Origin of the sequence: Mycobacterium marseillense (genome assembly GCF_010731675.1) — a bacterium.
Classification (GTDB): Bacteria; Actinomycetota; Actinomycetes; order Mycobacteriales; family Mycobacteriaceae; genus Mycobacterium; species Mycobacterium marseillense.
This window is the reverse complement of the sequence record NZ_AP022584.1, coordinates 4,880,000-4,904,752: the sequence shown is the minus strand read 5'-3', so window position 1 is coordinate 4,904,752 and position 24,753 is coordinate 4,880,000. Positions and strand designations below refer to the sequence as shown.

The 24,753-nt window shown below is 67.1% G+C and carries 19 protein-coding genes; 9 read left to right on the top strand and 10 right to left on the bottom strand.

Going from position 1 to position 24,753, the window contains the following annotated elements; all coding sequences use genetic code 11:
- The first annotated feature begins 236 nt into the window (after window positions 1-236).
- Genes G6N26_RS22990 through G6N26_RS22965 form a run of 6 tightly spaced genes read left to right on the top strand, consistent with a single transcriptional unit; the run spans window position 237 to window position 8,153 of the window.
- Window positions 237-1,472, top strand: a complete 1,236-nt coding sequence (locus tag G6N26_RS22990; RefSeq protein ID WP_067167693.1) for a PPE family protein — start codon at window positions 237-239, stop codon at window positions 1,470-1,472.
- Between the two features lie 55 nt (window positions 1,473-1,527).
- Window positions 1,528-2,100: a dTDP-4-dehydrorhamnose 3,5-epimerase family protein gene (locus tag G6N26_RS22985; RefSeq protein ID WP_067167991.1), complete on the top strand. Its 573-nt coding sequence runs from the start codon at window positions 1,528-1,530 to the stop codon at window positions 2,098-2,100.
- Window positions 2,085-3,671: a sugar transferase gene (locus G6N26_RS22980; protein ID WP_083018715.1), complete on the top strand. Its 1,587-nt coding sequence runs from the start codon at window positions 2,085-2,087 to the stop codon at window positions 3,669-3,671. Before G6N26_RS22985 ends, G6N26_RS22980 begins: the two co-directional genes overlap by 16 nt.
- An 11-nt stretch (window positions 3,672-3,682) precedes the next feature.
- Window positions 3,683-5,158: a flippase gene (locus G6N26_RS22975; RefSeq protein ID WP_067167697.1), complete on the top strand. Its 1,476-nt coding sequence runs from the start codon at window positions 3,683-3,685 to the stop codon at window positions 5,156-5,158.
- Window positions 5,155-7,098 (top strand): glycosyltransferase, encoded by a 1,944-nt coding sequence (locus G6N26_RS22970; RefSeq protein WP_083018717.1) that lies wholly within the window; start codon window positions 5,155-5,157, stop codon window positions 7,096-7,098. Before G6N26_RS22975 ends, G6N26_RS22970 begins: the two co-directional genes overlap by 4 nt.
- An 11-nt stretch (window positions 7,099-7,109) precedes the next feature.
- Window positions 7,110-8,153: a glycosyltransferase family 4 protein gene (locus G6N26_RS22965; RefSeq protein WP_067167702.1), complete on the top strand. Its 1,044-nt coding sequence runs from the start codon at window positions 7,110-7,112 to the stop codon at window positions 8,151-8,153.
- Between the two features lie 8 nt (window positions 8,154-8,161).
- On the opposite strand, the gene G6N26_RS22960 is transcribed toward G6N26_RS22965, so the two are convergent.
- Together G6N26_RS22960 and G6N26_RS22955 are read right to left on the bottom strand one after the other, a co-directional pair.
- On the bottom strand, window positions 8,162-8,647 hold the full coding sequence (locus G6N26_RS22960) for a glycosyltransferase (protein ID WP_083018719.1): 486 nt from the start codon (window positions 8,645-8,647) through the stop codon (window positions 8,162-8,164).
- Window positions 8,644-9,099, bottom strand: coding sequence for a glycosyltransferase family protein (locus G6N26_RS22955; RefSeq protein ID WP_083018721.1), 456 nt, complete (start codon window positions 9,097-9,099; stop codon window positions 8,644-8,646). Before G6N26_RS22955 ends, G6N26_RS22960 begins: the two co-directional genes overlap by 4 nt.
- A 259-nt stretch (window positions 9,100-9,358) precedes the next feature.
- Here G6N26_RS22955 and G6N26_RS22950 point away from each other — a divergent pair, with 259 nt between their 5' ends.
- Window positions 9,359-10,477, top strand: a complete 1,119-nt coding sequence (locus G6N26_RS22950; RefSeq protein ID WP_083018723.1) for a Gfo/Idh/MocA family protein — start codon at window positions 9,359-9,361, stop codon at window positions 10,475-10,477.
- Window positions 10,474-11,349 (top strand): hypothetical protein, encoded by an 876-nt coding sequence (locus tag G6N26_RS22945; protein WP_083018725.1) that lies wholly within the window; start codon window positions 10,474-10,476, stop codon window positions 11,347-11,349. The genes G6N26_RS22950 and G6N26_RS22945 overlap by 4 nt, the downstream gene beginning before the upstream one ends.
- Before the next feature lie 13 nt (window positions 11,350-11,362).
- Here G6N26_RS22945 and G6N26_RS22940 read toward each other — a convergent pair whose 3' ends face one another.
- The 6 genes from G6N26_RS22940 to G6N26_RS22915 all read right to left on the bottom strand — a co-directional run bounded on the left by G6N26_RS22940 (window position 11,363) and on the right by G6N26_RS22915 (window position 19,853).
- A complete protein-coding gene (locus tag G6N26_RS22940) occupies window positions 11,363-13,060 on the bottom strand; it encodes a GMC oxidoreductase (protein WP_067167711.1) in 1,698 nt (565 codons plus the stop codon).
- Window positions 13,057-13,944 (bottom strand): aldo/keto reductase, encoded by an 888-nt coding sequence (locus tag G6N26_RS22935; RefSeq protein WP_232067499.1) that lies wholly within the window; start codon window positions 13,942-13,944, stop codon window positions 13,057-13,059. The genes G6N26_RS22940 and G6N26_RS22935 overlap by 4 nt, the downstream gene beginning before the upstream one ends.
- A 55-nt stretch (window positions 13,945-13,999) precedes the next feature.
- Complete coding sequence (locus G6N26_RS22930; RefSeq protein WP_083018769.1) at window positions 14,000-15,013, bottom strand: glycosyltransferase family 4 protein; 1,014 nt, start codon at window positions 15,011-15,013, stop codon at window positions 14,000-14,002.
- A gap of 15 nt (window positions 15,014-15,028) precedes the next feature.
- Window positions 15,029-16,537: an O-antigen ligase family protein gene (locus tag G6N26_RS22925; RefSeq protein WP_083018727.1), complete on the bottom strand. Its 1,509-nt coding sequence runs from the start codon at window positions 16,535-16,537 to the stop codon at window positions 15,029-15,031.
- Entirely contained in the window at window positions 16,534-18,000 is a 1,467-nt protein-coding gene (locus tag G6N26_RS22920; protein ID WP_083018729.1) for a tyrosine-protein kinase domain-containing protein, read from the bottom strand. Before G6N26_RS22920 ends, G6N26_RS22925 begins: the two co-directional genes overlap by 4 nt.
- 176 nt (window positions 18,001-18,176) lie before the next feature.
- On the bottom strand, window positions 18,177-19,853 hold the full coding sequence (locus G6N26_RS22915; RefSeq protein ID WP_067167718.1) for a copper resistance CopC family protein: 1,677 nt from the start codon (window positions 19,851-19,853) through the stop codon (window positions 18,177-18,179).
- A 314-nt stretch (window positions 19,854-20,167) separates the two neighbouring features.
- Between G6N26_RS22915 and G6N26_RS22910 the strand changes: the two genes are divergently transcribed.
- Window positions 20,168-20,962: an FkbM family methyltransferase gene (locus tag G6N26_RS22910; protein WP_067167720.1), complete on the top strand. Its 795-nt coding sequence runs from the start codon at window positions 20,168-20,170 to the stop codon at window positions 20,960-20,962.
- Between the two features lie 24 nt (window positions 20,963-20,986).
- Here G6N26_RS22910 and G6N26_RS22905 read toward each other — a convergent pair whose 3' ends face one another.
- Window positions 20,987-22,852 (bottom strand): putative bifunctional diguanylate cyclase/phosphodiesterase, encoded by a 1,866-nt coding sequence (locus G6N26_RS22905; RefSeq protein ID WP_083018731.1) that lies wholly within the window; start codon window positions 22,850-22,852, stop codon window positions 20,987-20,989.
- Between the two features lie 213 nt (window positions 22,853-23,065).
- The gene (locus G6N26_RS22900; RefSeq protein WP_083018733.1) at window positions 23,066-24,739 is read right to left on the bottom strand and encodes a hypothetical protein; all 1,674 of its coding nucleotides are present in this window, start codon (window positions 24,737-24,739) and stop codon (window positions 23,066-23,068) included.
- Window positions 24,740-24,753: the final 14 nt, after the last annotated feature.

Sequence of the window (24,753 nt, the reverse complement as noted above, 5' to 3'; positions counted from 1 at the left end):
CCGCGTGGTGGGAGGGGGCATGGATGCCACGCGCCCCTCCTCGCCAGTCGCGGGGCCTTCCAGCACTGACAGCCGGGGACTAACGGCCTTCGAGCGTGGACCGATTACTCGCAGTTCCCGCATGGCGCTATTTCCATACTTTCAGTATGGCTTTTACGATTTTGTTGGTCTTGGAGCATGCCAGGCGCGTGCTTTTGCCGCGGTCGTGACGCGATCCGCTGAGGGGCAGGCCTGAAATGATCGACTTCGGAGCGCTTCCCCCGGAGGTCAACTCCACGCGGATGTACGCAGGTCCTGGCCCCTTCTCGCTCATGGCCGCCGCGGTGGCTTGGGACGCGTTGGCCGCCGAACTGCACGCCGCGGCGAGTTGCTACCGCACCGTGATCGCCGGCTTGACCACGGGCCGCTGGCTGGGGCCCTCTTCGCTGGCGATGGCCTCCGCGTACGCGCCATACATGGCGTGGATGGCCGGGGCCGCCGCGCGGGCCGCCGAGTCGGCGGGTCAGGCCAGGCTCGCCGTGGAGATTTTCGAGGCCGCTTTCGCGATGACCGTGCCGCCGCCGGCGGTCGCGGCCAACCGGTCACAGCTCGCGATGCTGGTCGCGACGAACTTCTTCGGGCAGAACACCGCCGCCATCGCGGCCACCGAAGCCGAATACGGCGAGATGTGGGCGCAGGACGCCGCGGCGATGTATGAGTACGCCGCGGGCTCGGCCGCCGCATGCGACGTGACGCCCTTCGCCCCGGCGCCGAACGTGACCAACGAGAGCGCGACCGCCCAGCAGGCCGCCGCGGTCGAAAAGGCCACCACGGAGACCGAGCAGGCGAACCTGGCGAATGTGGTGTCCAAGGTCCCCAACACGCTGCACCAGCTGTCCTCACCGATGAAGACCGGGACCACCCTCCTCACCGAGGGTGTCACCGATACCGGCGGTGGCACCGGCGATGTCATTGGGACCGTCGGGTCCGGGGCCAATGACGCGGCCACGTCGTCGCTCATGACGGGCCTCGCGTCCGGTATCCCCGGCGCCATTCCCAGCGCCTTCTCGGCGGCGGCGACCCCCCTGTACGGAATGTCCTCCGTCCTCGGCATCGCCCAGACCGCGCAGGGCCTGGCCAAAGCCGCCGGCGACGGAGTCATGGCCGCCGCTTCCGGGGCGGCGAACGCGGCCAGTTCGGGCGCGGGAGCGCTCGGATCGATCGGATCGCTCGGATCTGGCATCTTCGGCAGCCTCGGCAAGGCGGCCGCGCTGGGGCCGTTGGCCGTGCCGGCGAGCTGGACCAGCGTCATTCCCGCCGCCCACAGCGCCGTGTCGGCGTTGCCCGCCATCAACCTTGCCGGCGCAAACGTACCGCCCAGCGTCATGGGCTCGCTGCCCCGCCTCGCGGCCGCTTCGGGCAAGAACCTCGGACCCCGTTACGGCGTGATCCCGACCGTCATGACACGCCCGCTGTCCGCCGGATACGCGTAGGTCATGTCATGAGCGAACAGGTTTATCAGGCCCGGTGCACGAGAAGGAGCGGTAAGTGAAGTACACGCCCACCAAGGTCGCCGGGGTGACAATCATCGACTTCGAACTCAACCACGACCACCGCGGGTTTTCCTCGCGTTCGTTCTCCGCCCGCGACTTCGCCAACCACGGGCTGGATTTTCAAGTCGCGCAGACGGACATCTACTTCAACTACACCCGCGGCACCGTGCGCGGCCTCTACCGCCGCGTGCCGCCACACGCCGAGGCGAAACTGGTCCGCTGCACCCGCGGTGCCATCGCCGCCGTCGCCGTCGACGTCCGCCCCGACTCGCTGACCTACGGCGACCACGTCATGGTGCAGTTGAGCGCCGACGACCAACGCACGCTGTTCTTGCCCCCGTACGTCGCCCACGGTTTCCAGACGCAGGTCGACGACACCGAGGTCACCTTTCACGTCAGTGGTCAGTACATGATGGCCGACGAACAGGGGATCCGCTGGGACGAACCCGAATTCGGAATCTCGTGGCCGATACCGGTCACGGTCATCTCCGAGCAAGACGCGAGCTGGCCCTCGCGCAAATCCAGATTGGCACCAGTGGAGCAGGTGGCATCATGCGTCAGTCGGTGATCGTTCCCAACACGGTGGATGTCGTGCAGCCCAGCTGGCGGCAGCTCAAGGCCTGGCCGGCGAACCCGACCGCGGCACAGCCGTGCCGGGCCGCTGTCACTCCCGTCATCGCGCACGCCACGCCGTCGGCTTTTGCCAATCCCGCGCAGCGCTGGCAGGACCGCTACTCGCAAGGTCTGCGCATCAGTGACTCGGTGATCGTCTTCGCGTCGGTACTGCTCGCCCAGTACGTCCGCTTCGGACAAATCGCGAACACCTCGGGTTACTCGGACCCGACGATGACGCTGTTTTCCTTCCTGTTCGCGGCGCTGTGGCTGTCGGCCCTCGCGGTATTCCAAACGCGCTCAACGCGAATCATCGGCGCGGGGATCGAGGAGTACCGCCGGATCGGCACCGCGTCCTTCTGGACCTTCGGGATCATCGCCATGGTGACGTTGCTCGCCAAGGTCGACTTGGCCCGCGGCTATCTGGCGATCGCGCTTCCCGTCGGCACCATGGGATTGCTGGCCAGCCGCAGCGTGTGGCGAAAGCACATCTGCCGCAAGCGTGTCCAGGGCGAGTGTCAGACCCGCGTCTTGGCGATCGGCGACCGGCAATCGGTCACGCACCTCGCGCACGAACTGGCCCGCAACCCGGTGGCCGGCTGCGTCGTGGTCGGGGTCTGTATTCCCGGTTACGGGCCGGCGCGCGGCAACACCCTGACGATCGGCGGCCGTCAGGTTCCGATCCTGGGTGACCAAACCCACGTGGCGACGGCGATCGGCAGCTGCGGCGCCGACACCGTCGCGGTGACGCAAACGGATCACTTTGGAATGCACGGGATCAGGGAACTGCTGTGGCAGCTGGAGACCCTGGACGTCGACCTGGTCGTGTCGCCCGGCGTCATGGACGTCGCCGAGGCCCGGTTGACCCTGCGCCTGACCGGCGGGCTGCCGCTGCTGCACGTCGACAAGCCGCAATACGAAGGGGCCCACCGCTTTCAGAAGCAGGCCTTCGACTTCGTGTTCTCGCTGGCGGCGCTGGTCGCCACAGCACCGCTGCTCATCGCCGCTGCCATCGCCATCAAGCTGACCAGTAAGGGGCGCGTCTTCTACCCGTCGGAACGCATCGGCACCGACGGAAAGCCCTTTACGATGCTGAAGTTCCGCACGATGGTCGATGGTGCGGACACCCAGCTCGAGCACCTGCTGGCCGTCAATGAAGGCGCCGGCGGCATGCTGTTCAAGATGCGCCAGGACCCGCGGGTCACCGCCGTTGGCCGGATCCTTCGCCGATACAGCATTGATGAGCTCCCGCAATTCATCAACGTCCTCAAGGGGGACATGAGCGTCGTCGGTCCGCGGCCCCCGTTGCGCCGCGAAGTCGACAACTACGACGGCGAGGTCAAGCGGCGCCTGCTGGTGAAGCCGGGTGTCAGCGGGCTGTGGCAGGTGAGCGGCCGCTCGGACCTCTCCTGGGAAGAGTCGGTGCGGCTGGACCTGTCCTATGTCGACAACTGGTCGATGTCGGGTGATCTGATGATCGTCGCCAAGACGGTGAAAGCGGTGTTGACGAGCCACGGAGCCTACTAGGCTCGCGAGCCATGACTGAGCCAACGGCACCCGCCGCGGTGGTGCCCTCGGTGCCGCTCGCCCGGATGGCTCACGCGTTCTCGATCCAGCTGATCTGTCGGGCCCTGGGCATGCTCGCTTCCGTGGTGTCGGTGGCGATGACCGCCCGCTACCTGGGACCCGGACGCTACGGCCAGCTCACCATCGCGGTGGCGTTCGTCGCGATGTGGACGAGCTTCGCCGATCTGGGCATTGCCACCGTCATCGTGCGACGGGTGACTTCCGGCCGCGGCGAACTCGAACGCCTGGTGCGCATCAACAGCGGCCTGGCCCTTCTCTACTGTGGTCCCCTCGCGGTGCTGGCGGCCGGGTCGGGGTTGCTCATCTATCACGACCCCGAGGTGCGCGTCATGCTCGTCGTGCTGTCGGGCGGGCTCCTGCTGCAGACCATGACGACGCGATTCGAACCGGTGTTCCTTGCCACCGTCCGGTTTTTCGCGGTGGCCATCTCCGATGTCGCCGCCCGGGTAAGCACGCTGGCCATGGTCGCCTGGCTGGTCGCGGTCCACTCGGACGTCATCTGGTTCGCGGTCGCCCAGCTGATCCCGCCTGCCGTGCAGCTGGTGATCCAGGGCGCCGCCGCGATGCGTCACATCTCGGTGCGGCCGCTGTTCGCCCCGCGGGAAGCCGCCGACCTGTTACGGGAAAGCTTGCCGCTGATCGGATTCATGATCGTCGGGCTCCTGTACTGCCGCGCCGACGGCGTGATCCTGTCCCTGCTGAGCACCCACTCCGAGGTGGGCGTGTACGGCCTGGCCCTCACGATCTCGTTCAACACGATCGTGGTCTCGCTGATCTTCCACAAGTCGACGCTGTCGACGGCCACCGAGCTGTTCTCGCGCGATGTCGCGGCATTCGCCCGGTTTCTGCGCCGCAGCGTCGAGTTGATGTACTTCGTAGCGGTCCCGATCGCCGTGGTGGGCGTGCTGCTGGCCGGACCGTTGATCGGCTTGTTCGGCAAGAGCGCATTCATCGAACGCGGGACGCCCACGCTGGCGTTGCTGTTCGTCGCCGCGGCCTTGCGATTCGTCGGCGGCACCCTGGGCCAGGGTTTGGTGGCTTCCCATCATCAACAGGTCCTGCTCTGGCTGACCGTGGCGACCCTCGTGCTCAATGTCGCGCTCAATGTCGCCCTGGCGGGGCGGTTCGGCGCCGTCGGTCCGGGCGTGGCGCTGGTGTGCACGGAGCTGTTCAACATGACGATCTCCAGCTGGTGGCTGCGCCGCCGCTGCGGCTACCGCCCGCCCGCGATGTTCGTGCTGCGGTTGCTGATCCCGACGGGCGCGAGTGTCGTTGTGACACTGTTGCTCTCGGGTCATCACGTGATCCTGGTGCTGATCGCGGCGGCCGCCGCCTACCTGGCCACCAGCGCGACGTTCGGTCCGATCAGCTGGTCGAGCCTGGCGTCCTTGCGGGCCACGCTGCGCGAAAAGCAGCCGACGGCATGACCCGTGACACGGACCGGGCATATCTGAAGCGCCCGGTCGGCGACACCACGGGGTTGCCGTTGACGCGCCCACTGGCCGTGCTGATCGTGAGCCGATGCGGTCGCGATTTGCTCGAGGCCTGCCTCGACAGCGTCGCCGAGCACCTACCCGGGCTGCCGATTCACGTCTATGACCGCAGCGGCACGGGACATGCGGACCTCGCCGCGAAATACCCTGCGGTTCATTGGTTTCCGGGGCAGAGGAACGTCGGCTTCGCCGCGGCCTACAACACCCTGGTGGAGCACATGCCCGCCGATGCCGACCTCCTGTTGCTGGACCCCCACGCCCGCGTGCTGGGGCCGCTGAACCGCACCCGCGAGTTGCTCGGTCAGCCCCGGGTGGCGGCGGTTTCGCCGCTCGCGCGCGACGCCGAGGAGCCGGGCCGGGCGCCCTGGGACATCGCCACCCGCCGCTACACCGTCACCCGGGAGCTGAGCGCGGCCGCCGGCCGCTCCGGACCTCCCCGCCGCCCGCCACCCCCACGGCGGTACTCTCACCAGCCCACCGAATCACGAAGCGTCGACGGCGTTTTGGATCCGGTCTGCCTGGCGATCAGCCGCGCGGCCTGGAACACCATCGGCGGCTTCGACGAGGAGTACTTCGGCTACGGCGAGGCGGCCGACTGGCAGGCCCGGGCCCGTGCGGCCGGCTGGCGCATTCTGCTCGCCGACGAGCTCGGCGTCGAGCGCCGCGACCCGGTCACCGACGACGAACCCCGGCAGCGCCGCAATCGGGACTTGGCGCGCGCCAACACCGCGCTGTTGCTCGAACATCAAAACAGCGTTCACCACGCCGACGTATACCTGGCCGGCACAGCCGCGCTCCAGCGACTGCGGCGGCCGAAGCACGCGCGTCGGCGTAGCGACCTGCCATCGATCGTCATCGCCACCAATCGCCTGGTCTACGGCGGCGCAGAGCGGCAAAAGGCGCTCTTGGCGACCGAATTGGGCCGCCGCGGCTACGCGGTCACCATCGTCTGCGTGCAGCGGTTCGGCCCGCTGATCGCCGAAATCCCGGACACGGTGCGGGTGATTCGCCAGCCGTGGTGGGCCCCGATGGTCGACATTGCCGAGGGCCCGTCGGTACTGATCACCGGCGACACCAATACCGAGGTGGGATTCGGCACGTTGTGGCGCGCGGCCGGCAGGAGCCGTCGATGGCTGGTCGCACCGCACGTGCCTCCCGAAGAGGACAGGCCGATCTATTCGCGGCCGCTGACTGCCGCGATGCGCCGCGCGGACGGTTTCATCGTTTTGGCGCAACGCCATTGGGACATGCTGACCAAACAACATCGGCTCCGGGGGCGGCACTTCGTCGCGCCCAACGGTGTCACCGACATCGGCGAGCCGAGCCCTCGGCGCCGCAGCGCCGGTGAACCGCTGCACCTGGTCATGCTCTCGCGCATCGTCGAGCACAAGAACCCGCATCTGCTGATCGAGGCGCTGGGCGGCCTGGCCGAGATGCCATGGAGGTTGTCGATTTTCGGCGACGGGCCCGATCGGGAGAGGCTGCAGGCGCGCACACCCGCCGGGTTGGGCGACCGTGTCCAGTGGCGCGGATGGTCGGCCGGCCCGGGCCCCGCGTTGGCGGACGCGGACCTGCTGTGCGTCCCCAGCCGCTCCGAGGCTTTCCCGGTGGTGATCCTGGAGGCGATGGCCCGGGCCGTGCCGGTTGCGGCGTCGGCGATTTGCGCGGTCCCCGAAATGCTGGATTTCGGAGGCGCGGGATTCCTCGTCGAGCCCGTGTCCGTGTCGGGCTGGCGAGAACACTTGACCCGGATCATGGCCGACCCCGACGCGCTGCCGTCGGTGGGACAACGGGGTTACGCGCGCATGCGCAAGCACTACACGGTGGAAGCGATGGCCGATGCCTACCTGGATGCGATCGGAGCGGTGCTGTGAATTCGCCTCGGGTGCTGTGGCTTTCGCCGTGGACGCGGCCGGCGGTGCGGGTGCAGGCCGAAGCGCTGCTGCGCCACGGCGCCGACGTGCTGCTGGTCACCTCCGATCAGCACCCGGAGTCCGACGCCGCACGCGAGTACGAGTTGGTGCTCGATCCGCGCTTTCGCACGGCCGCGACCTGGCTGCCCACCCTGAAAGCCTGGCGCCGTGTCCGCAGGTTCCGGCCTGACGTCGTGATCGCCGAACTGGTGCGGGATCCACGCTGGATCGCGTTGGCCGGGCGGACGCCGCGCATTCAGGTGGTGCACGACGATCGGCCGCACGATCCCGACGAACTGACACCGGCCTACGAGCGTGCGGTGTTCGACCGCTGGGCCGCGCGCTCGGCCGCCACCATCGCCTACAGCGACTTTGTCGCGACCGCCGTCTCGGCTCGCCGCGATGTCGCCGGGACGCCGGTGCACGTCGTGCCATTGGCCAGCGACCTCGATCTCGACCGCGTTCCGCCGTTCGTGGGGGCCGAGCGGCGCCGCGACTTCGTCATGTTCGGCCGGCTCAACCCCTACAAGAACGTCGATGTCGTGCTGGCGGCCTGGCAGCGACACGTGGTCGGCGGCGGCTGGCGCGGCGACAACCTGGTGCTCGTCGGCGGCGGGTCGCTGGACGCCGACGCCCTGCCCAAACACGTGCGCTGGCGCAACGGCAGCTTCCGCTACGCCGATGTGATCCCCACGCTGGCCGCCGCCAAAGGGTCGCTCGCCCACTACCGGCGCGCCTCACAGAGCGGTGTGCAATCACTGTCGATGCAGCTGGGCGTCATGCCGATCGTGTCGACCGCCGGCGCGTTGCCCGAATACCAGCCACCGGGTTTGGCCCCGGTCGGCGTCGACGACGTCGCCGGGCTCGCCGCCGCGTTCGACCTCCTGGCCGATCCGGCGACCGCGGCGCGGCTGGGGGCCGACGCGGCGCGGCACTACGCGCACCGGTGCGCGGTTGACCTTGTCGCCGTGGGCTTTTTGGACGTCATCGCCGACGTGCTGGATCGCCGGCGGTGACGGGATGCTCAGGCCAGGCCCCGCCAGAACGTCTCCAGCCAACCGGTCAGCTCGCGGGCCCGGCCCAGCGCATCCGGCGGCGCCGATCGGGACCGCGTCGCCGCGATGGCCGCCGGGAGCTCCTCTGTTTCCCGAACCACGGTCGCCAGCCCGGCACCCGCCAACTTCTCGGCGAAGGGCAGCTGATGCTCATCGACGTGCTCCCCGCGCGACGAGCGACGCGGCACCAGTACGGGATGTTTCCCTTGCTCGATGCACAGCAGTGCCGATCCGGCGCCCGCGTGGGTGACGGCGACGGAAGCCCGCCGGATGTGCGTGCAGACATCCCCGAAGGACAGGAAGCGCTCGAACGCGGCGTGGCGTGGCTCGAACTCGCAGGTTCCGAGCTGCACGAAAAAGTCCTCCCCCACCGCGTTCGTGCGCGCCAACTCGTCCACCGCCTGCGCCAGCCGATCGAAGGGATGAACCTCCATCCCCATGATCACGAAGATCACACGATCCTCCCGTGATACTCGGTGTGGGGAATGCGGTCGGCCAACTCGGGCCATTGCACCAAAAAGCGGGAGGCGAACGGCTTCACCATGCGGGCGGTCAGCGACAGTTCGGTGATGCGGGTGATGGATTCGACGAACACCGTGGGAATCCGCAGCAGCCAGGCCAACCAGAGAAAGGGCGCGGCGACGCCCGATCCGGTCGTCAAGATCATGGCGGGGCGATGGCGGATCAAAAGGCGTAGCGCCAGCACCAGGTTGCGCAGCAGGTTCGGGACGTTACGGACCGTGGGGTGCGCGGCCCAGTAGACCTCGCGCTCATCGCGCAGCAGGTAACGCGCGTCGGCGGTGCCGAAACTCACCCAAAACCGATCCTTGTCCTGCCAGAACTCCCGCAGGCAGAACATTTCGTAGATGTGCCCACCGGAGGACGCGATGAGGAGCAGCCGGCCCATGTCTCCCCTCGCGTGAGGCGCGCGCCGATCTCCGGCAACGTCGCGACGATCCCGCTATCAAGTGTCGTGCTGTGCAGCGGCCGACGGCATAACCGAGACCGCGTTGAAAGACTAACTCCCGTCGTGGCCGCCGGGTTGCCGACGGCGAAGAGATCGAGCAGATTTCGCGATGACGCTCCGACCGGATGCTAACGTCCACCTTGTTGGCGGGCCGTACACGTTGCCGATGCGGCACTCGGAGTGAGTAAAGGCGCGGACGATGATTCGAACGGCCATAGTCGGCCTGGGCAAGATGGGTCTTTCGCACCTTGCGATCCTTCGTACGCACCCGGACCTCGACGTGGTCGGCGTGTGTGACTCGGCCGGCTATCTGCGCGACATCCTGGCCAAATACACCGGTCTGGATTGCTACGACGATTTCGATCGGATGCTGACACAGACGAAGGCCGACGCGGTGGTCGTCGCCGTTCCATCGCGGCTGCATGCGCCGATGGTCGAAAAGGCCCTCGCCCGAGGCACACACGTCTTCTGCGAGAAGCCGTTCGTCCTCGATGTCGCGGATGGCGAGCGCCTGGTGACATTGGCGGAGGGCAATCAACTCGTCACGCAGGTCGGTTATCACTGCCGGTTCATCGGCGCCTTCCAGGAGGCGGCGCGAATCGTCGCGTCGGGCGCTCTCGGGCAGGTGCACCACGTGCGTGCCGAGGCATACGGCCCGGTGGTCCTTCGCCCGAAGGGAAGCACGTGGCGTGGCGTGAAAGCCGAAGGCGGCGGCGCCCTCTACGACTACGCCTGCCACGCCATCGATTTGATGAATTTTATCGCCGGCGTGCCCCGTTCGGTCGACGGGGTCGTCCGCCACAGCGTTTTCTCGCGCGACGTCGACGACGAGGTCTATTGCACGATGCGCTATGACAACGGCGCCAGCGGCCAGTTGTGCGTGAACTGGAGCGACGAGAGCTTTCGCAAGATGTCGACGAAGGTCTCGGTATGGGGAACCAACGGCCGCGTCGTCGCCGATCGGCAGGAATGCCAGATCTATCTGCGCGAGGCGCACCCCGGCCTTGAAGATCTGGGGGCGGGATGGACGATCCGGTACACGACCGATCTCACCGAAGAGGTCTGGTATTACCTTCGGGGTGAGGAGTATTCGGCGCAGATCGACTATTTCGCGCAGAGCATCAAGAGCAACCGGGTGAATGGCGAGAACACGTTTCGCTCGGCGCTCGACGTCGATCGGGTGGTCGACATGATCACCGGTGGCGCGACCGCCGCGCGCCCCCTGCCGCCGGCGGCGGCGAATGGGTCGCCGCGCGGCTCGTTGCGGCGCGAGATCGTCGCGCGCATCAGGAAGCTCGCCACCTCGAGGGCGTCGTGACCATGGACCGGGTGCTCTTCGGCGACAATCAGTTCTTCGGCGTCAACCACATGTCCGAGGAGAAGGCGCGCGCCCAGGCGATACGGTTTCAGCACCTCCCGCCCGTGCTGGCGACGCTGGACGCCGCCTACCGGGAAGGCATCCGCACGTTCGTGTGCACGACGCACGATCGGGTCGCCGAAGTCTGCGATCATTTCCGCGCCAACCCAACCCGATATCCCGACTACGTCTTCTACCCGTGCATGCCGTACGCCCACAAGTATGCCAACGCCGTGACCGAGTTCGGCATGGTCGAGGCGCTCCGCAAGTTCCTGCCCGACGATGGGGCGGTCAAGTCGATGTTCAAGGGCGGGGTCGCCATCGCCGGCAAGGACATCGAGCCGATCATGCAGCTTTTGGTCGATGCCGAGATGAAGATGTTCGCCGGACTGTCCACGCCCGTCATCTTCATCCAAAACGTGGTCACCGACTTGCTTCTCGGCCTCGGGATGAACGAGGGCTTCCGGTTTTTTGCCGACCACGTGAAGCTCAAGTACGGCGCCGAGCCGGGCTTCATCACGATGAATCTCCCGCGCCTTCTCGATGCGCTCGAGGGGCAGGGAATCGAGAACCCCATCGTATGCGCCAATTTCAACAAGATCGGCTTCCGGATGTGTGGCGGCATAGAGCTGTACGAGAGGACCATCCGGGAGCGCCGCTGCCGACTGATCGCGATGTCGGTGCTCGCCTCGGGCGCGATTCCGCCCCGCGAGGCCATCGATTACGTCTGCGGGCAGCCGCAGATCCATTCGATCGTGTTCGGCGCATCCAGCCGTGCCAACATCCGCCAGACGAAGTCACTGATCGACGAGCTCTGGCACGTCCCGACGTAATCCGCGGGCCGGGCTATCGTTGATCCGTTGACGGGCAGTCGATTCGAGCCTTGGCCAAACGCTCCGCGAGCCGCACACCCAGCGCGATCCCGAGCAGTGTCGGGTTGGCCTGGCTCGATGTCGGCAGAACCGAGGTGCTCGCAACGTAGAGTCCGCGAACGCCGTGGACTTGCAGGTGCCGATCCACCACGCCGCCTTCCGGTGATGTCGACATCCGGGTCGTTCCCGCCTGGTGGAAACCGGTCCGCTTCTGCATGTAGGCACGTACGGAGGCCTCGACGTCATCGGTGAGCCATTCCACGCGTCCCACACCGTGGCGACGAAGGTGTTCATCGATTGCGGCGATGGCCTTGCGCACACTCGCGTAATCGGCGTCGGAGAAGTGCATGCGCGTGCGAATCCTCCTCATGCCGAGGGCGTCTCGTTCGTCGGTCAGCTCGACCCGACTCTCCCAGTGCGGAAGGTGCTCACCGTGGTACTGCAGCAGGTAGCGGTGGTCTGCGCTCTTCACGAAAAACCCGGGTGCCTTGCGTCCCCTGCGGACGAACCGCGCGTAGCAGAACGCGACGGCGAATCGGGTGGAGCCGAACAGGTCTCGCACCACGTTGCCCAGGTGCGCAAGGATCCGTGGCGAACCGTCCGACTTCGTGTGCGCCTCGCGGATCGCCTCCGCGAGCAGGAAACGGCCGACCGGCGAGATCAGCGTCAAATACACACCCGACAGGATCCCGCTGCCGTGGCTCGGGTCGCTGATCGGCGGATTCACCAACCAGGCTGCGGCGTTAGGCATTCCGGCCTCGCGCAGCACGCGTGGGTCGAAGGTGAAGCGCCGGCGAACATAGACACCCTCCCCGTCCCGCTCGTATCCATGGATGACGGCGTCCGTGGTGAATTGCACGCGCGCGACGCGGGCCTCGACGTGCGCCATGTACCAGCGCCCCAGGTGCCCGCCGGCATTCCCCAGCCCGCCGGGATGATGGCGATCCGACGCCAGCAGCAAACGGGTGGCCTCCAAACCCCCGGTCGCGACGATGTAGTCGGTCGCAACCACCCTGCCCTCATCGCCATTCAGTGCCTTGACCACCAGGTGGTCGACGGAGTCACCGGGTGCCGTCGTCACGATCTCGGTGCAGGTGAGGCCGGTCCACAACGTGAGAAGGGACGCGTTTCGCAGCGCCGTGCGGTAGTGGCGCCCGAAGCGGGTTGGCAGTGCCCAGCGCTCGAGGTCGGTCGTGCGCACGTCGCCGTCGGGGAGCCCCCCGACCAGGTCCCGATCCGCGATCTCGGGGATCTCGCGCGCGTTGAACGCCGCCCGGCCGCACACCGCCCAGTCGCACGCCCGCTGCAGATACGGCGCGACGTCGTCGTACCCGATGGGCCATGGTGCCTGCGCGGTGATGGGTCGGTCCTCGAAATCGATGGGGTCGAACTCGAGGCAGCGTCCCCCCCACAGCGCCGAGGTTCCGCCGACCTGCCGGCGGACGGTCAGCTCGCTGCGCGCATGGAAGTAGTCGTCGTGCCGCGAATCGAACATCGACAGCGCTTGCGCCGCACGGTCGTTGCGCTCGAGACCGCTTTCGATGAGGGCCACCCGCACGCCCGACCCGACGAGTTCCAGCGCGGTCGCGATGCCGATCGGGCCGGCCCCGATGACCACCACGTCCGCCTCGATCGTCATGCCGTGGTCGAAGTCCTTCGTGTCGCGAATCACGCGGCCGCGCCCTCCCGAAACTCCTTGACGAGAGCGAGGAACCGCGTCACGGTCTCGGCATCGGGTGGCGACGAAACCGCCTTCGCGGCTTCGGCGACCCGCTGCGGCCTGGTGCTGCTGTAAAGCATTGCGCGGCAACCCGTTGCACCGACCGACGACGCGAGAATCAGTCTGGGTAGCTCACCGGGGGCCAGCGGATCGGTCTGCAGGGTTTCGCGCCAGCGGCCTGCCAGCCCGGGGTCGGCACGCAAGGCGCCGGAGAGCTTCCGGTACGGCCCGTCGAGTACACCGAAGGCGATATCGGCCGGTCGCGGCGAAGGATTGAGCAAGTCACTGCGGAGTTGGCTGACTCCCCGCGGCGCGAAGGCGCGGACGAAGTCCACCTCGAGCCCCTCGTCTTGCGAGACGCCCCAGGCGCGGATCTTTCCCTGTTGGTGCGCCCGCTCGAAGAATTCGCGGAGTTCGTCGCCGGCAACGGTGTCCTGAGGCCTCGGCGCGTGGACGAAAAGGATGTCGACGTAGTCGACGCCGAGCGCCGCCAGACTCTCGTCAAGGCTGCGAGCCGCGCCGGCCGCGTCGTAAACCCGGGCGGTCGCCGGCGGCGCCTGCCGCCGCTTGACGATACGGCGCAGCGCGGGCGCGCTTTTCAGCAGCGCTCGGGCCGGAGCCTGGAATCGGGCGAACCGCCGCGCGGCACCGCCGACATCGATGCCGAATTTGGTGGCAATGGTCACGCTGTCGCGGTCGAGGGTGCGCAGGAAGGTCCCCAGCTCCGCCTCGGCGATTCCCAGCCCGTACATCCGCGCGGTGTCGAAGTGGGTGATGCCGCTGTCCACGGCGCCGGCGAGCACGGCCATCCGTTCCTTCCGGGACGGCGACTGCATCAGTGCGCCGCATCCGAAACCGATTGCGCTGACCGTTAATTGCGGCCCCTGAAGCTCAACCCGCCGCAATGTCGCAGCCCAGGTAGATCCGGCGGAGCTCGGCGTCGATGACTTCGGGGCTCCGTGTCGCCGCAACGTGCTCCTGTCCGCGTAACCCGTCACGCTCGGCTAGCTCCGGGTCGCGCAGGTATCGACCGATGGCCTTCGCCAGGGCGGGCACATCGTCGACCGGGACGAGCATGCCCGGGTCGGGGGCGATCTCGGCCGTCCCGCCGACGGGCGTCGCCACGAACGGGCGCGCGCCGGCGAGGGCTTCGGTCAGGATCATCGGCATTCCCTCCGCGAACGACGGGAGCACCACCACCCGGACCGAGCGGAGCAGCGCGCGGACCGCGTCGGGGTGGATGGCCCCTTCGACGCTCAGCCGTTCGGTTTCGGGCGGGGCATAGTCGTCGATGGGACCGATTATCCGACAACGGCCTTCGATGCCCTCGGCAAGAAGCAGCCGCCAGGCCGCGACAAGTTTGTCGACGCCTTTCCGAAGGCCGACGGTGCCCGCAAAGAGCGCCACCGGTGGCGTAGAGCCGGCCCCGGGTGCATCACGGTCGACCGCGATCGGGTTCGGCACCACGGCGGTCCGCACCGTGGGCGCCACCTCGGCAACGGCGGCGCGCGCTTCTTCCGACAACAGGATCACATGGTCGGCCCGCTTCAACGTCGCGCCCACGAAGCCAGGGCGTGACCGGGCGAACTCGGGAAAGTCGGGGCCATGGAGGGTGACGATCACCCGGAAGCCCTTGGCCCTGGCCAATCGAATCAACGGTCCTTCGCGCAGCCAGGCCCCGCCGTTGGAGATATGGAAGTGCACGATGGCGGGACGAGGCGTGCGGGCCAGTGAAATCGCCGCACGAGCCGTGAGAAACAGGTTCTTGAGGTGGTGGTTCCCGTTCCACGTCGACAGGACCCGGATGTCGTCGGCGCCAATCTTGTTGTCGCGTAAGACCCGGATCACGGATTGCGTGCCCCCGATGCTGTACATGTCGGGTCCCACGTGTGTCACTGCGATCATGTCGGCCACGCTCGTCTAGGGGGAAGCGATCGCGCCGACCCTGGCATCGAGGGGTGGGTCAGGCGTAGTGATCGGCGCCGGCGCGAAATCGTCCTCGGAGCGGCTGCCTTCGATGCCCCGGCGCCGTAAGCCGGCGTACCCCATCGCCGCTCCCAGCGCCATGCCCAACCCCAAGGCGTCCATCGGCATCTCGGGCAGCGGCCACACGGCGGAGATCGCCAGGAGGCCGGCAGCGACCGCCGCACTGATTTTTGCGGGCGCCGGGGCGCAGCGCAGCGCCAAGATCACCGGTGTGAGCGCGAACAGAATGAACGCGGCCATGCCCACCGCCCCGGCCTTGGCCAGCCACCACAGGTAGAAGTTGTGGGAATAGGCGGGATAAAGGTACCGATGGAATTCGTCGTCGCCGGTCGGCGGCTGGTACACGTAGCCCAGACCGTGGCCGAAAACCGGTGCCTGGGCGATGGTCTCCTTGAGGAGATTGATTTCCCGGAGTCGTTCCAGCGCCGAATCGTCGACCGCGAGTGCGCTCGACGTCACGCCGCCGAGCACCCGCTGATTGAACGCGATGTACTGATCGGCAAGCCACGCACCGGTCTTGGAACGTTGCAGCAAAAACAGCGACCCTGGCACGGTCACCGCGACGAGGGCCAGGCCGACCGTGGCGGTCTTGACGGCCCGCCGCATCGCCGCCCAACTCAGGCTGCCCAGCAGTGCGACCGCAGCCGCCACCCCCATGGAGATCAGCGTGTTGCGCGAGAAGGACAGCAGCGAAATGCTCAGCGCGGGAACGCCCAACGCGAGATACGCCTTGGGACTGACGCGGCCGACGATCGGTGCGGCGACGAGCGCGCTCAGTACCGCGGTTGCCGGCGTCTGGGTGGACAGGATGATGCGCACGGCCTGGCCGGCGCCCGTCGTGCCCTCCAGGCTTTCCGCCCGGCCGGCCAACCGGATGGCGTACAGCGAGCTGACGATCGCCATGCCCGCCGAAAACCACAGGATCACGATCATCACCCGGATCGACCATCGGACGTGGCCGCTGTAGACGACGAACATCGCAAGGACGAAGCCGATGGCCATTTCGATCATGGTGGTCGCTTCGCGGGTCACCGTCAGGTCGGGGTTTCCGGTGGCGAACCCGGTGACCGCGGAACACAGCACCGCCACCACCAATATTCCCGGCAGCAGGAAATCGGACGACCGCGGCTTCGCGGTGGGGATCAGATAGCAGATCGCGAGGATGGCCGCCAGGTGGTACGCGTAAATCGTCAGCGGGCCAAAGACTTTCCCCACGTGTAGGCCTTCTGGCAGTGCCGCGAACGCACCGAACAGCGTGACCCCCACCATCCCTTCGGGTTTCACCCAGTACACGACCACGCAGAACAGCGCGGCGGTCAGCAGCACACCCTCGGTGGTTCGGCGCACCGAGAGCACGCCGAACGCGAAGCACCCGAACACGAAGATCGCCAGCAGGGCGCCATCCACTGCCAAGCGGTGACGGGCCCGCAGGTACGGGATCACGCTGGCCTGCTGACCTTTGACCGGTAGGCGCGGTCGGCGGCCCTGATGTGCAGCGACTGGCGGGCGTCGGTGAGCACGGTGCCGACCACCTGCGCGCCCGCCGCGCGCAGGGCGGTCAACGCGTCCTTGAGTTCGTCCGCGGTCGTGCGCTTCGCCCGAACCACCAGCACGGTGGCGGGGACGGAACCGGCCAGCAGGCCGGTGTCGGCGGTCGCAAGCACCGGCGGGCCATCGATGACGATGCGGTCAAAACGTGACGACAGTTCCTGCACCACCCGGTCGATCACTTCCGGCAGGTACGCGCTGGGGGGCAGACTCTCGCGCCGCGCGGACCGCGACGCGAGAATGTGCAGCTTCGAAATGGGCGTCGGCTTCACAACCTGGGCGGCGGCGGCGGGGTTGGCGAGCGCGTTGGCCAGCCCCTCCCCCGATTCGACCCGGAGCAGGCTGGCGATCACGTGTCGGCGGCTGTCGCCCTCGACGAGCAGTGCGTCTTCGCCCATCTCGGCGAGCGCGAGCGCCAGGTTCATGGCCGTCGTCGTCGTGCCCTCGCCGCCGAACGGGCCCGCCACCAGTACCTGGCGGGCGTTGGGTCCCATTGCCCGGAGCAGCCGGGTGCGCATCCCGCGCACCGCGTCGTCGAATGCGGTGTCGGTGCCGAACCGCGGAGTCCCGCCGCGCTTTCCGGGCAGTTCCGCCAACGTGGGCAAGCCCGAGAGTTCTTCCAGCTTGGCGCGGGTGCGTACGGTGCGATCGCCGGCCTCGCGGGTGAGCGCCACCGCGATGGCCAACAGCACACCGGCGATGAACCCGATCGCCATGTTTCGCAGCGGCACGGGCGAAATCGGAATCTTCGGTACGCGGGGCGGCTCGACCATCGTCGCCCGCGCCAAGGGCCACGGCTTCCCCGTCGGTCCCGCCGCTGCCGGCATGTCGGACGGTTGACCCGACGGCGGCGACGTCGTCTCGACCACCTCGGGTCGCGGTCCCCCGGTGACCGGCGCACCCGCGGCGTTCGAGGCCGCATTCGGGGCAAGCGTGGGGAGCATCGCGCTGAACTGACCGGCCATGGCGCCCGCCAGTGCGGCGGCGCGTGCCGGGTCGGTGTCTTTGACGCTGATCGTGAAGAGCACCGACTTCGGGGTGTATTTCACTTGGGTTTGGCTCAGCAGATCATCGGGGCGCATGGGAAGTTGGAGCTGACGGATGGCGCGCTCGGCCACGATGTGTCCGCCGGCGATTTGCGCGTACGACGACAGGCGTTCCTGTGCGGCCTGCGTGCCGCTGTACACCTCGTTGAGGTCGGTCGCACCGGAAAACGAGATGAGGACCGTGGCCGACGACTGGTAGTGCTTCGTCTGCAGCGCGGTCACGAACGCGGCGCCGACGGTACACGCCAGCAGCGCGGTCAAGGCGAGTTTCCAGTGCGCGCCGAGAATCCGGACGAAGGTACGGAAATCCATCGGCTATTAACCTTTCTAAAAGCCTTCGGCGGGAAGAAAACTCTTCGTTTTCCAGTACCAGCCGCGCATACCACTGCAGATTATGCAGCATCATCAGGCAGGCTTTGGCGGAATCGCAGTCCCGCTGCCCCGGTTGATTCAGGTCTTGATCGGTGTCGCGGCGCCCGCCGTCATCGTCAAGGGGCGTCGGTCAGCACTTCGCGGGACAGGTTCAGGGTGGCGATCGGATAGCAGCCGTTGCCATCGCGACCGTCGCGCGCGAGCCGCATGGGCGGATAGTTCACCACATGGCTCGCGCCGGGCTTGTGCTGTTGCCAATCCACCGAGGCGCATAGCGTGTAGTGTCCCGGCGCCAAGCCCGGCAGATCGATGTGGATGGATTCCGTGGACGATGCCGGGACCGGCTCCTTGCGGGACCCGTCCCCGGATGGGCTTTGGACCAGGGTCTTCAACGCCACGCTCGCGGGAAATGTGCGGACTACCGCCCCCGAAAAGTCGATCAGCCGGTAGCCGGGGACCCAGTTTTCTGTCGCTGCGGCCGCGCCGTAATTGGTCCACATGACGCCCAGTGTCGCCTTGCCGTCTTTCACCGATTGCGATTCCTGGCGCGCCTCGACCGAATACCGGTACCCGGCGGCGACGTTGGCTTGCGCCCACAGCAAGTACAACGCCGGGTCCATCGGGCTCGACGAATCCACCGCCGGGAAGTTGAAACTCGATGTCATCGACACGTGGTATTTGATGACGTCCTGCAGGCCCTTTTCGTAGTAGGCCCGCGGATCGGTCTTCTCGGGCAGCTGGCACCATTCGGTGATCATCGGCGCCGACGCCAGCCGGTCTCTCAGCGCTTTGACCAGCGGGTCTTTCGACTCCACATAGTGCGAACCATTCCTTTCGGCCCAGGCGGGCAGCGGGTCTTGGACACCCAGGCAGTCCGCGCGGATGCCCACCGGCGCGGACAGCTTCTTAGTCACGTCGTCGGCGATCAACTGGCGCACGATCTCCGGGTTCAGCGCCGTCGTCACCAATTGCGTGTGGGGAAAGGCGTTTACGGTCGCCGCAACCAGCTGCCGAATGGACCCGGCGGTGATGCTCTGGTCACGAAACTGGCTGTAATACCCCAGCTTCGCGACGCTCTCGTCGGGGGGCGGACCCGGCGCGCCGAGTGTGTCACGCAGATAGGAGATGTGGTTTTCGCTGAAATCGCCGTAGCCGGAGAACTCGAAGATGCTCAGTCGCTCGTCGCCATCGTAACGACGGCCCAATGCGGCCAGCAGCTCGCCGAAAGCGTTCAGGTAGTTGGGGTCGTTCCAGTTCGGCACGACCTGTGTCACGCCGGACGTCCACCAATATCGTTGTGGACCGGAGTAGTTGGTGGCCGCGGGGCGCATCCAGTCGGGCATCGCGATGTTGGTGTTGTTCGGATAGACGGCGTCGCAACAGGAGTTGTAGGCGACCACGCGAAGGGTCAGGCGCATGTTTCGACTGGCCAATTTCGTCAGCGCGTCATCGATCACGCTGAAATCGAATTTGCGATCGTCGGGAGCATCCGGTGGCAGTGTGCTCGGATCGGTGGGCTGCAACTGGCGCCAGGGGACACGCAGACTGGCGTCGTGCGACGCGGGCCACGCGGGGAAGCGCCGCTGCGCCGGATTCCCCTGCGGGAACAGTGGTTGCAGGAGATCTTCGTACTGTCCGCGCAGCGGATTCGGTACGTCTTGCACCGACAACGGTATGGCCGGACTGCTGATCAGTCCGAGCGGATCGTGGTCGCCGCGGCGATCGCATCCGTCGAGCACCAAGGTCGCGCACACGCCGGCGACAAGGAGAATGTTCCTAATTGTCCGGACCATGATTGCGGTGCTAAACCGTGTCCGACGGCAACGGATCGCGATGGGTGGGGAACGGCATCGGCAGGCACTGCTCAGAAAACACCGTCTCCATCACATGCATCGACTGCTGCCTCTCCGGCGTTGACCGACATAACGTTGCGCGGGATATCAAGGGTTACAACAGGGTACAGCCAGGGCCCGGGCGACATAGCTGAATCGGGGCGCCTGCCCCGAAGCGCGTCGACTTCGCGGCGTCGGCCAGCGCGCTTTGGGCATTGGGAAAGCCCGTGTCGATTAAGCTGAGGCTCCGCAAATCGGACGGGAGATCACCGCAGATGTCTGTCGCACGCTCGGCCAAACGGTGGCTCGCGCCGGCGGCGGAAAAGCTCGCACCGCGCCTGTTCTGGCAGCGGAAATTTCGAATTCTGCACCGCCTGGGGCAATCCCGCGCGGACATCCGGCTGGTGGCGTCATTGTGCGATCCGAACCTGGTTTCCCTGGACATCGGAGCGGACCTCGGCGAATTCACGATCGCGATGATGAATTCGTCGCGCTCGGTGATCGCTTTCGAGCCCCGGCCGGCCCAGGCCCGCGATCTGGCGTCGATGTTCGGCGCCGTCGGCGCCCCGGTCCAGGTGGAGGCGGTGGCGCTGTCCGACCAACCCGGCAGGATCGCGATGCGGGTGGTCGAATCCGAACCGGGCCGAAGCACGATCGACACCCACAACGACCTCACCGACGTCAGTGGGGACGACATCCGCAGCATCGATGTGCCGGTCAAGCGCCTCGACGACCTGCGTCTCGACGGCATCGGCCTGGTCAAGATCGACGTCGAGGGCCATGAACTCGCAGTATTACGCGGCGCCACACAGACGCTCGCGCGCAATCGACCAGCGATTGTGGTGGAAGCCGAGGAGCGCCATCATCGGAACGCCGTCGCCGAGATTACGGCGCTGCTGGCCGGACTCGGTTACGCGGGTTACTTCGATCTCGATGGCACTCGGCGGCCCGTCGCCGAGTTCGACCCGACTCACCATCAGGACCCGGCCAACGTCGGCACGCGGGAGGACGGCTGGGCCGGCCACGGCACCTACGTCAACAACTTCGTCTTCTTGCCCACGGACGGCTGAGCACCCACTGCGATCTGGGTCGCGTTAGATCGAGCCGAGCGACGACGACTCGCGATCGGCGAGAAACGGCATCGGCATCCAGCGCGCGGACAGCAGCGCTTCCATCGCATCGCCGGGCAGGGGGCGCGACAACAGGAAGCCTTGCGCGCGGTGGCACCCGTGTTGCATCAAAGTCAATGCGGCAGCGGGTGTCTCGACGCCTTCGGCGACCAGTTCCAGTCCGAACGCTTCGGCGAGCCCGATGATGGCGCGGACGATGGCCAGGTCGCCGGCGTCGGTGCCGACATCGCGCACGAACCCGGCGTCGATCTTGAGCATGTCGACCGGCAGGGACTTCAGATGGGACAGAACGGCATAACCGGTGCCGAAGTCGTCGATGGCGATCTGCACGCCGACATCCTTGAGCTCCGACAAAGTCTTTCGCGTGGTGTCGATGTCGTGCACCACGGCGCGTTCGGTGATCTCCAGACACACCGATCCGGCGTCGATACCGAACTCGCCGAGCACGTCGGCGACGCTTTCCACGAAGCCGCGGCTGATCAGCTGGATGGGTGAGACGTTGATGCGCAGCATGGCGCCCTGCCCGACGCCATTGGCGCGCCACCGGCTGAACTCGGCGCAGGCGCTGCGCATCACCCATCCGCCCAACTCCGCGGCGAGGTTGGTCGATTCGGCCACGCCGATGAACGAGTCGGGCGGCAGCAGCCCCCAGACCGGGTGCCGCCAGCGCACCAGCGCCTCCGCACCCACGATGGCGCCGGTCCACAAGTCGACCTCGGGCAGGTAGTGCAGGAGCAGACCCTCGCTCTCGATGTCGCCCTGCAGATGCAGCTCGATGTCGTTGCGGAAGGCCCGCTTGAGCGACATGTCGTCGGTGGACACCGCCGTCTGATTGCCGCCGGCACGCTTGGCCGTCAGCACGGCCTCGTCCGCTCGACGGAGCAGGTCGGCGCAGTTGTCCGCGCCGGGCGTGCCCACCGCCAACCCGATGCTGACGGTCCGGCTGATCACGTGGCCACCGATGGTCAGGCGATCGCACAGCATCGTCGACAGGCGGCGCGCGAAGGCCTCGGCGACCTCCGACGACATCGGCAGGTCCGGAATGACCACGAACTCGTCACCGCCGAGCCGGGCGATCATGCTCGGCGTTCCCACGCACTCCTCGATGCGCTGGGCGAAGACCCTGATGAACCAGTCGCCCGCGGTGTGGCCGAGGTAATCGTTGATCGGCTTGAGCCGGTCGAGGTCGAGGTAGAACACCGCGACGGGTCCCGGGCTTCCGGGAGTGAGGCGTCCGGACAGATGCGCGACGAGCGCCCGGCGGTTGTACACGCCGGTCAGGTCGTCGTGCTCGGCGAGGTAGCGGAGCCGCTCTTCGGCGGCGATGCGCGCTTGAAGCTGAGCAAACAGCGCGGCGACCGCCTCGAGCGTGTTGATCTCTTCTTGCTTCCACTTGCGGGCACCGAATTTGACGAAGCCGAGTACACCGGTGCAGGCGTCGTTGGAGACCAGCGGCGCGGCGGCCACCGACGGCGACGCCGGCGTCCTCGCCGGGCTCAGCGTGCGGCGGACCCACCCGTCGCGCCGATCCGGACGCGTCACCACGGGCTTCCGGTCCTGCTCACATTGGGCGAGCACCGACTCGACGCGGTCCGATTGCAGGGCGGCCATCGGCTCCGGATCCGGGCCGTCGGTTCGCCGCGGCCATTCGGCGATCAACGTCGACGCGGCGGCATCGTGGTCGTGGTGGCGCAGGAAGCTGGCGTCCACATCGAACTGCTCGACGAGCTGCGCCAGTACCTTTTCGCTGACCGTGGTCGCGGTGGGTGCCGTGGCCTCCATCAGCTGAGTGGCGACGGAGGTGACCACGAGGTTCAGGCTGCGTGACACGGACTCCTCCGATACGGGGCACTATCCCGTGTGGGTCCCCGCTGGACGTGCCCGCGCATTTCTCGACGGTTCGCTCGCTCGGTTGCTTGGTTGAATTCCGACCCGCCTGGTCAGGGGGCTGAAATCCGTTTGAGAACGGTATCACGCACGGCACCGCGCATCCGGGGTTACGACAAGCTCGCAGTGACGAACGATCGCGACCGCCGCACCAGGTCACTGACCGTTTGCTGAGGCCGAATCGCTCGGGATGTCAAGTGTGGCAATCGGGTACAGTCCGGCACCGTCGCGGCCGTCCCGAGCCAACGCCATAGGTGCGTAATTGACGACGTGCGAGGCGCCCGGTTTGTGTTGTCGCCATTCGACGGAGGCCCGCAGCGTGTAGTGGCCGGGCGCCAGGCCCGTCACGTCGACGTGGACCGACTCGCTCGACGATTCGGGAACCGGTTCCTCACGCGATTGGCTGGTCTCGTCGTGGACCAGCTTCGCCAGGTTCACCGTCGCCGGCAGGCTGCGAACCACCGCCCCGGAGAAGTCGACCAGCTTGTACCCGGGCTCCCAGTGCTCGGTGGCCGCCGCCGAGCCGTAGTTGGTCCAGGCCACCGAGATCGTCGCCACCTTGCCCTGGATCGACTGCGATCCCGGCTGCGCTTCGACCGAGTACCGGTAGCCCGCAGAAGTATTGGCCTTGGCCCACAGCAGGAACAGCTTGGAATCCATCGCCGAGGCCGCATCCCGATCGGGGAAGTCGGCGCTCGAGGTCATCGACACGTGATACCTGATGACGTCGTGCAGCCCCTTCTCGTAATACGACCGGGGGTCCGCGCCGCTCGGCAACCGGCACCACTGGCTGATCACCAGCGACGAGCTGAGCCGCTGCTTGATCGCATTGACGACCGCATCGTTGGACCGGACGTAATGCGAGTCGCTGGCGTCGGCCCATTCCGGCAACGGCGCCTGCACACCGAGGCAATCCGCGCGGATGCCGACGGGCGCGGCCAGTTTCTTGGTGACGTCGTCGGCGAACAGTTCGCGGACGATCTCCGGATTCTGGGGGGCCACCACCAATTGCGTGTGACCGAACGCATTCGTGTTCGCCGCGACCAGCCGCGCAATGGAGGCCTTCGTGATGCTCTGGTCGCGGAACTGGCTGTAATAGCCCAGCTTTGTCATGCTGTCGTCCTGCGCGGGTCCCGGCGCGCTGAGCGCATCGCGCAGATACGCGACGTCGTTCTTGCCGAAGTCGCCGTATCCGGAGAACTCGAACACGCTGAGTCGCTCGTCGCCGTCGTAGCGACGGCCAAGGGCGGCCAGCAGCTCACTGACCCCGTTGAGGTAGTCGGGGTCGTTGAAATTCGGCACCACCTGCGTGACGCCGGGCACCGAGCTCTTCGCCGGCGCGGGATAGCTGGCGGCGAACGGGCGCACCCAGTCCGGGATCGCGATGTTGGTGTTGTCGGGATAGGTGTCGTTGCAACAGGATTTGTAGACGTACACGCCAAGGACAAGGCGCATGTTCCGGGCCCCGAGCTTGGACAGCGCGTCGTCGATCGCGCTGAAATCGAACTTGCGGTCGTCGGGCGCATCGGGGGGCAGGGTGCGCGGATCGACCGGCTGCAACTGCCGCCACGAGACACGCAGGCTGGCGTCGTACGACGCGGGCCAGGACGAGTACCGCTGCTGCGCCGAATTTCCCTGCGGGAAAAGCGGATTCAGCATTTCCTCGTACTGCCCGCGCAGCGGGTTCGGAATCTCCTGCGCGGTGGGCGGGATGGGCGGGCTGACCATCGCGGACAGGGGCCCGGGGTCACTCTTACCGCCACACCCGCTCAACACCAGCGCCGCGCACACGACCGCGGCGAGCGCGCTTGTCCTCACTGAGCACAACATCGTCACCGCGTCAG